The 8,314-nt window shown below is 60.0% G+C and carries 7 protein-coding genes and 1 pseudogene; all 8 read right to left on the bottom strand.

Annotated features, from left to right (window positions below; all coding sequences use genetic code 11):
* Nucleotides 1-204 (bottom strand): hypothetical protein (locus XANALMUS060_RS16175; RefSeq protein ID WP_235430574.1); only part of this gene is annotated, 204 nt, incomplete at its 3' end.
* Nucleotides 205-368: 164 nt separating this feature from the next.
* A complete protein-coding gene (locus XANALMUS060_RS20195; protein WP_152640569.1) occupies nucleotides 369-698 on the bottom strand; it encodes a hypothetical protein in 330 nt (109 codons plus the stop codon).
* 10 nt (nucleotides 699-708) lie between these two features.
* Nucleotides 709-2,592 carry an RHS repeat-associated core domain-containing protein gene (locus XANALMUS060_RS16170; RefSeq protein ID WP_045739317.1) on the bottom strand — a complete coding sequence of 628 codons (1,884 nt, stop codon included), beginning with the start codon at nucleotides 2,590-2,592 and terminating at the stop codon, nucleotides 709-711.
* Between the two features lie 112 nt (nucleotides 2,593-2,704).
* Nucleotides 2,705-3,073: a hypothetical protein gene (locus XANALMUS060_RS20190; RefSeq protein ID WP_152640568.1), complete on the bottom strand. Its 369-nt coding sequence runs from the start codon at nucleotides 3,071-3,073 to the stop codon at nucleotides 2,705-2,707.
* 6 nt (nucleotides 3,074-3,079) lie between these two features.
* Entirely contained in the window at nucleotides 3,080-3,358 is a 279-nt protein-coding gene (locus XANALMUS060_RS16165; RefSeq protein ID WP_152640567.1) for a hypothetical protein, read from the bottom strand.
* 9 nt (nucleotides 3,359-3,367) lie between these two features.
* Nucleotides 3,368-3,796 (bottom strand): hypothetical protein, encoded by a 429-nt coding sequence (locus XANALMUS060_RS16160; protein WP_161795457.1) that lies wholly within the window; start codon nucleotides 3,794-3,796, stop codon nucleotides 3,368-3,370.
* Nucleotides 3,797-3,804: 8 nt separating this feature from the next.
* Nucleotides 3,805-4,647 (bottom strand): RHS repeat-associated core domain-containing protein, encoded by an 843-nt coding sequence (locus XANALMUS060_RS23120; protein WP_343122991.1) that lies wholly within the window; start codon nucleotides 4,645-4,647, stop codon nucleotides 3,805-3,807.
* Nucleotides 4,568-8,314: pseudogene (locus tag XANALMUS060_RS19120) on the bottom strand (hypothetical protein); the annotation flags it as partial. The pseudogene XANALMUS060_RS19120 and the gene XANALMUS060_RS23120, both read right to left, overlap by 80 nt.

Raw genomic sequence — 8,314 nt, 5'->3', positions numbered from 1 at the left:
GTTGCCGAAGTGGTCGAGGCTCCACTCCAGCCGGTTAGGCGAATACTGGTTGAAATACATCATGCTGCCGTCGCGCAGCGTCAGCAGGTAGCCGTGACCGCGCGAGGTGCCCTGAGTGATGATCGCACCGGCATAACCAGAAACCGAGCCGGTCTGCTGCCATTGCCCGGCCATTCCAATGCCGGACACACGCGTGAACGTCACCGGCATACCGCCTGGCAGCACCAGTTGCAACTGGTTGTAGTCGCTCGTCGGCGAATAAAGCGTGTAGCGGAAATTGGCCGCCGTGCCGATCCCGAAGTCCTGCTTGTTGGGCCGGCCTCTCTTTTCAAAGTGCAGTTACACAATTCAATTTACAGACTCGAATTTTATCCTCGAAATATATGCTCAAGACGAATAACTACCGGGATAAGCGCATAACCACCGAGTGACGAAATAAAAACAAAACCCCTAATCTTTCTTGATGAAAAATCAGCAATAGCCTGCATTTCAAAAAAATAAGCCAACCCCATCAATATCGCACACAACACAATTGCCAGAAAAAAAATGGAAATAGCAAGAGATACCACCATTCCAAAACTACCTGGCTGACCAAATGGAGAGCATAGCCATCGCGCCAATGCACTAGGAAGCCTAAGAAATGCGGACCATAAAACGGCACCTACTGATGCGCTCACAATAAAAATCAGCCATGTCATTCCGATCATATTAGAAAGGTCCAATAGGAAAGTTTGCCGCAGCTCCTACAGCGGCTGACGCCGCGGTAGCGCCGTTATTCATCCATGCATTACTTGAGCCAAAAAGACCCGAAACAGTACTTGGACCAAAAGAGCTAGCTTGCGCCAAGGAGTTCATATTTTTCGTTGGAAAGAACTTCCCGAGTCCACCTCCGACACCCCCCCAGAATGCAGCATTCGCTAAGCTAGATGCATGGCACGGATCAATTAAGTTCGTAACTTCCTGACCTGCTGCCGAGGCTCCAGCAGAGAGCACACCTCCAGCAGCAATCGCAGCACCACCTGCAGATGTTCCTAGACCAAACTCAAGCGCAATAGTTCCACCCAACGGACCAGCGATAGAGCCCAATGCTCCGGCGACTGCTCCGCCTATAGCAGCCGCCGCAACCTGCTGACCAGTTAGCCCTTCAAAACCCCCGTTTGCAATAACAGTGGCACTTACATTTATGACTGCACCAATCACTGCACCACCAACAATCCATACAAACTGCCCATTTGGATCCGTGTAATTTAACGGGTTCCCCCAAGCATATGCATAACCATTTACCCCACCCGCCAACTTAATCGGATCCTCACTGATGAACCGCCCCAACTCCGGCGTGTAGTACCGCGCACGGTAGTAATACAACCCGCTCTGGTCGTGCTCGCGACCGGTGTATTGATACGGGTTGCTGTAGCTCGTGCTGCTTTGCGTGGTCGCGCCATACGGATCGTAGTCGTAGCGTTGCACCGCGTTGCCGTTCGTGTCGGTCAATAGCCGCGTGCTACCCAACGCGTCGGTCAGGAAGTAGGTGCGTCCGGCGTTATCGTCGCGCGCATAGCGTTCGTCGATGCCCGGGCCGGTCAGGATCGGGTTGATCTTTGCTCCTTGCGTCTCCTGCACCGCGTCCAAGCCGTCGTACAGGTATTGCGTGGTGGCGCCATTCTCGGTCTTGGCGGTGCGACGCCCCCAGGCGTCGTAGCTGTAGCTGGCGATGACGGTGCCGCCTTGGCTGATTTGACTCAGATGGTCGCGGTCGTCCCAGGTGTAGGTTCTTATGCCGTCCGTAAGCAGATGGCCGTCGGCGTCGTAGCTGCGGGCGTTGCCATTGGCCTGGGTCTGCCGGTTGTTGTCGTCGAAGCTGTTGTTGGTGCTGGCAGGCGGCAGGGCTTGCGGAGCATGGCTGCCGGTCTGCGCGACGAGTAGCCCTCGGCTGTCGTAGCCGTAGCCCAGGCTGCCCAGCGCCGTTTGTCCCACCTTGCCCCAGGCAAGCCCCGTCACCTGATTGGCGTCGTTGTACACGTACACCGTCTGTACCTGGTTCGGTAGCGTCTTGCTGCTCAGGCGATTGGCGTTGTCGTAGGCGAAGCTCACCGTGTCGGTGCCCTGGGCAATGCTGGTCAGGCGGTCGCCGTCATCATAGGCATACTTCACTGGCGACTGCGTGGCGGGCTGCATGCTTGTCCGCCGGCCTACCGCGTCGTAGCCGTACACGATGCTGCCTTGCGGGCCGTTGGCCTGGGTCACCTGGTCGAAGCCGTCGTAGCTCCAGTTCAACGTGCCGGACAGACTGTCGGACAGCGCCACCAGTCGATTGCCTGCGTCGTAGCTGGCCGTCAGCGTGCCGCCTGCGCCAGGTAGCGTGGCGCTGCTTGGGCGGCCCAGCGCGTCGTAGCTGTAGGTGGTGGTGCGGTTGCGTCGGTCGGTGTGGCTAGCGACACGGCTCATGCTGTCGTAAATCCAGCTCTCCGCCTGGCCCAGCGCGTCGGTGCGGCTGATGCGGCGGTTGAGTGCGTCGTAGGCATAGGTGACACCCGCACCGTTCGGGAGCAGGATCGCCGACACATTGCCGTTGGCATCGAAGCCCGTGGCCACACTATCTTGGTCTGCCAGCCCAGCACATCGGTGATCGCGGTCAGGTCGTCGCCAGCTTTGTGGACCAAAAAATGCCAGCAAATTGCCTGATCTGATGTAAGGGCACTTTTTGTCAGGACTCAGCAAGAAACGCTGAAGCCATTTTACGGAGGACTTCCCATATAGGCTCTTTCAAATCATTTATTCCTGAACCCGCATATGCATTCCTCGGCATTTCTTCCACAGCGAGTATCAAGCCTCTAATCTTCTCCTTTTGACCTTTCGATATTTTTCCCCACTCAAGCAATGCCTTCCCCGCAAGAATTTCCTGCCGCACTTCCCATGAAACTCCAAGATGCGCATCAAAATCATCAAAAATCTCTTCTGTTGTCTTTGACAATGATCGAACTGCATCTTCGAAAAAAACTAAACATGATGAAAATGCATCATCCATTAACACTGAACCCCCCGCCATTTTCTTATTTTCCTTTTTCATATTCATGGTGACTTAGTTCGCGCCGGAGAACAGCAACGCATAGGGTTGCACAAATACCAGACACCCGCCTTCGGCCGTCGTCACCCGCGCCTCGACCGAACCCACCGGCCCCATCAAGGCCACGGTGGAACCATTCACCTCGCTACCGCGCACTGGGCGTGTAAAGCGCAGCGCGATACGCGTGGCCGGATCGACCTGCTCGTCCTGGTCCTTCGGCGACGCTGCGGCCACCGCCAGCGGCATACCGGAAGAAGCCCCGCCTGGGAAGGGCGGGCTTTTTGCCTTCCACAACAATACTGATTATTTGAACTTGCAAACTGCGTCGGCATCACCCCAGTTAACTTGCAAAGCATATGAGCCAGTCGGTTCCAATGGCGTCACTTCTGCAACTAAATCGCCTTTGCAGTAGCGGTCAATGTCCCCGTAAGCCACCTGAGCTTTTCGCCACCCATGTGCTTCCATTTGCTTCTGACCATTCGCGATTGCGCGTGCATCACCTGCCGCCTTCATATGCACCCGTGCAGATATGTAGACATATTTCTTGTCCAATATTTCCACATCGGACGACTTTGCGCCAGGGAAAGCCGCAGTCACTTCATCCAGTGCCTTGCTGATAGTCTCTCGGCTTGGCATGGCAGATTTACTCAAATAGCGCATATGATCAACAACGTAGTAAAAGCCGAAGGCAATGACAGTTAAGCCGACTACATTAACGACAATAGATCGCACTGACATCCTCACCACCCCGGCAACGACCACGGCGTTTGAGCACCGACGGAACCAGGCGAAACTTCTACGCCAGCACCAACTCCATAGAGAAGAGCACTACCGCTACCTGGGGAATATGCGGCACCACCGCCGATGATTTCATGCGCAGTGACAGAATAGCCAAGACCATTCAGGAATCTGTCCGTCTTAGCGGCTCGTTCTTTCGTATCAGGACAAGTTGACATCAAGTCTCCTGCATTCAGTGAGACACCAACCCCGCGCACAGGATTTGGATACCCCTTCACGATTCCACCAGATGCAAAAATGTTGCCGCTACGGCTCAACGTGATGCTACCGCCAAACATATACACAGATCCCGACAACTGAATAAAATCAGGCCCACCTGCTCCATTCTGAGCTGCCATGTAAGCATCACGCTGCGGCCCCGGCGGGAAAGTCCAAGGCCCAACACCTTCAAGCCCAAGCGGATCGATGAGACTTACCGGGTTTTCACTAACATATGCATAACTATTGACCCCACCTACCAACTTAATCGGATCTTCACTAACGAACCGCCCCGATTCCGGCGTGTAATACCGCGCACGGTAGTAATACAACCCGCTCTGGTCGTGCTCGCGTCCGGTGTATTGATACGGGTTGTTGTAGCTCGTGCTGCTCTGTGTGGTCGCTCCATACGGATCGTAGTCGTAACGCTGCACCGCGTTGCCATTCGTATCCGTCAGCAATCGTGTGCTGCCCAACGCGTCGGTCAGGAAGTAAGTGCGTCCGCCGTTATCGTCGCGCGCGTAGCGTTCGTCGATGCCCGGGCCGGTCAGGATCGGGTTGATCTTTGCTCCTTGCGTCTCCTGCACCGCGTCCACGCCGTCGTACAGATATTGCGTGGTGGTGCCATTCTCCGTCCTGGCGCTGCGTCGGCCCAGCGCGTCGTAGCTGTAGCTGGCGATAACGGTGCCTCCTTGCGTGATCTGGCTCAGGTGGTCGCGGTCGTCCCAGGTGTAGGTTCTGGTGCCGTCGCTGAGCAGGTGGCCGTCGGCGTCGTAGCTGCGGGCGTTGCCGTTGGCCTGGGTCTGCCGGTTGTTGTCGTCGAAGCTGTTGTTGGTGCTGGCCGGCGGCAGCGCTTGCGGGGCGTGGCTGCCAGTCTGTGCCACCAGTTGTCCCCGGCTGTCGTAACCGTAGCCCAGGCTGCCCAGCGCTGCTTGTTTGTCCCACCTTGCCCCAGGCAAGCCCCGTCACCTGGTTGGCGTCGTTGTACACGTACACCGTCTGTACCTGATTCGGCAGCGTCTTGCTGCTCAAGCGGTTGGCGCTGTCGTAGGCGAAGCTCACCGTGTCGCTACCCTGGGCAATGCTGGTCAGGCGATTACCGTCATCATAGGCATACTTCACTGGTGACTGCGTGGCGGCCTGCATGCTTGTCCGCCGGCCTACCGCGTCGTAGCCGTACACGATGCTGCCCTGCGGGCCGTTGGCCTGGGTCACTTGGTCGAAGCCGTCGTAGCTCCAGTTCAACGTGCCCGACAAGCTGTCGGACAGCGCCATCAGCCGGTTGCCGGCGTCGTAGCTTGCCGTGAGTGTGCCGCCCGCGCCTGGCAACGTGGCGCTGCTTGGGCGGCCCAGCGCGTCGTAGCTGTAGGTGGTGGTGCGGTTGCGTCGGTCGGTGTGGCTGGCGACACGGCTCATGCTGTCGTAAGTCCAGCTCTCCGCCTGGCCCAGCGCGTCGGTGCGGCTGATGCGGCGGTCGCGTACGTCGTAGGCATAGGTGACGCCCGCACCGTTCGGCAGCAGGATCGCCGACACATTGCCGTTGGCATCGAAGCCCGTGGCCACGCTGTTGCCCAGCGGATCGACCGCCTTGGTCTGCCGGCCCAGTGCGTCGTATTCGAAACGCGAGACGTTGCCCTGCGCGTCCTGCACGCCGATCAATCGGCCTAGCGCGTCGTAGCGTAACTGCGTCTGCCGACCCAGCGCATCGGTGATCGCGGTCAGGTCGTCGTTGCTCCAGGTGAAGCTGCTGGTGTGGCCCAGTGGGTCGGTCACGCTCAGGCGCTGTCCGGCACCGCTGCAGGTGGCGGTGCTGGTCTGGCCCAGCGGCGTGGTCACCGAGGTCAGGCAGCGGTTCGTGTAGCCAAAGCTGGTGGTGCGGCCCAAGGCGTCGGTGATCGAGGCCAGGTCGCCATCGTCGGTGTAGCTGACCGTGGTGGTCCGTGCCTGCGCGGTGCCGGCCAGTTGGGTGATCTGGAGCGGACGTCCGGCGCTGTCGTAGGCGTATTCGGTACGCCGGCCAAGGGCGTCGGTGCGCGCCGTGGTCTGGCCGCTGGCGGTGCGCTCGTAGGTGATGGTCTGCGCCAGGGGCGTGCCGTAGGCCAGCGTGTCGCTGCTCGGGTAGTGGCTGACCGGGTCGAACAGCACCCGGCGCTGGCTGCCGTCCGGCTTGGTCACCAGCACCCCTGTGGTGCTGCCATCCACATGCGCGTAGTTGATCGTCAGTACCCCGCCATCGGCCTGGGTCTGTTTGACCACCCGGCCCGTCCAGGTGCCGTTGGCGCTCTCGAACTCGTTGAACACCACCCGCTGCTGTTTGCTGTCGGTGATCGACTCCAGCCGCGCTTGGTACGGCAAGGTGTCGGTGGCTTGACGGATCTTGTAGTGATAACTGCGCGTGCTGCCATCTGGTCGGGTGACCTGCGACAGGTAGCCATCGGCGTTGTAGGCATAGGACCAGGTATTGCCCAGCGGATCGCTCAGCGTGTTAATGCGGTTGTTGCCGTCGTAGCCGATGCTCAGCGAGCGCCCGGTGGCCGAGACGATGTGGCTGACCCAGGCAAGCCCCGTCACCTGGTTGGCGTCGTTGTACACGTACACCGTCTGTACCTGATTCGGCAGCGTCTTGCTGCTCAAGCGGTTGGCGCTGTCGTAGGCGAAGCTCACCGTGTCGCTACCCTGGGCAATGCTGGTCAGGCGATTACCGTCATCATAGGCATACTTCACTGGTGACTGCGTGGCGGCCTGCATGCTTGTCCGCCGGCCTACCGCGTCGTAGCCGTACACGATGCTGCCCTGCGGGCCGTTGGCCTGGGTCACTTGGTCGAAGCCGTCGTAGCTCCAGTTCAACGTGCCCGACAAGCTGTCGGACAGCGCCATCAGCCGGTTGCCGGCGTCGTAGCTTGCCGTGAGTGTGCCGCCCGCGCCTGGCAACGTGGCGCTGCTTGGGCGGCCCAGCGCGTCGTAGCTGTAGGTGGTGGTGCGGTTGCGTCGGTCGGTGTGGCTGGCGACACGGCTCATGCTGTCGTAAGTCCAGCTCTCCGCCTGGCCCAGCGCGTCGGTGCGGCTGATGCGGCGGTCGCGTACGTCGTAGGCATAGGTGACGCCCGCACCGTTCGGCAGCAGGATCGCCGACACATTGCCGTTGGCATCGAAGCCCGTGGCCACGCTGTTGCCCAGCGGATCGACCGCCTTGGTCTGCCGGCCCAGTGCGTCGTATTCGAAACGCGAGACGTTGCCCTGCGCGTCCTGCACGCCGATCAATCGGCCTAGCGCGTCGTAGCGTAACTGCGTCTGCCGACCCAGCGCATCGGTGATCGCGGTCAGGTCGTCGTTGCTCCAGGTGAAGCTGCTGGTGTGGCCCAGTGGGTCGGTCACGCTCAGGCGCTGTCCGGCACCGCTGCAGGTGGCGGTGCTGGTCTGGCCCAGCGGCGTGGTCACCGAGGTCAGGCAGCGGTTCGTGTAGCCAAAGCTGGTGGTGCGGCCCAAGGCGTCGGTGATCGAGGCCAGGTCGCCATCGTCGGTGTAGCTGACCGTGGTGGTCCGTGCCTGCGCGGTGCCGGCCAGTTGGGTGATCTGGAGCGGACGTCCGGCGCTGTCGTAGGCGTATTCGGTACGCCGGCCAAGGGCGTCGGTGCGCGCCGTGGTCTGGCCGCTGGCGGTGCGCTCGTAGGTGATGGTCTGCGCCAGGGGCGTGCCGTAGGCCAGCGTGTCGCTGCTCGGGTAGTGGCTGACCGGGTCGAACAGCACCCGGCGCTGGCTGCCGTCCGGCTTGGTCACCAGCACCCCTGTGGTGCTGCCATCCACATGCGCGTAGTTGATCGTCAGTACCCCGCCATCGGCCTGGGTCTGTTTGACCACCCGGCCCGTCCAGGTGCCGTTGGCGCTCTCGAACTCGTTGAACACCACCCGCTGCTGTTTGCTGTCGGTGATCGACTCCAGCCGCGCTTGGTACGGCAAGGTGTCGGTGGCTTGACGGATCTTGTAGTGATAACTGCGCGTGCTGCCATCTGGTCGGGTGACCTGCGACAGGTAGCCATCGGCGTTGTAGGCATAGGACCAGGTATTGCCCAGCGGATCGCTCAGCGTGTTAATGCGGTTGTTGCCGTCGTAGCCGATGCTCAGCGAGCGCCCGGTGGCCGAGACGATGTGGCTGACCAGGCCGGCGTCGTAGGTGTAGTCCACCCGGTTGCCGAAGTGGTCGAGGCTCCACTCCAGCCGGTTAGGCGAATACTGGTTGAAATACATCATGCTGCC

It is taken from the genome of Xanthomonas sp. MUS 060, from assembly GCF_000963215.1.
Taxonomy (GTDB): domain Bacteria; phylum Pseudomonadota; class Gammaproteobacteria; order Xanthomonadales; family Xanthomonadaceae; genus Xanthomonas_A.
Note: the sequence above shows the minus strand (reverse complement) of the source record. Positions and strands in the feature narration are given on the sequence as shown.

Excerpts from the sequence above, each read along its gene's own strand:
- XANALMUS060_RS20195 (WP_152640569.1), bottom strand. The coding sequence starts at position 698 with ATGACATGGCTGATTTTTATTGTGAGCGCATCAGTAGGTGCCGTTTTA.
- XANALMUS060_RS20190 (WP_152640568.1), bottom strand. The coding sequence starts at position 3,073 with ATGAATATGAAAAAGGAAAATAAGAAAATGGCGGGGGGTTCAGTGTTA.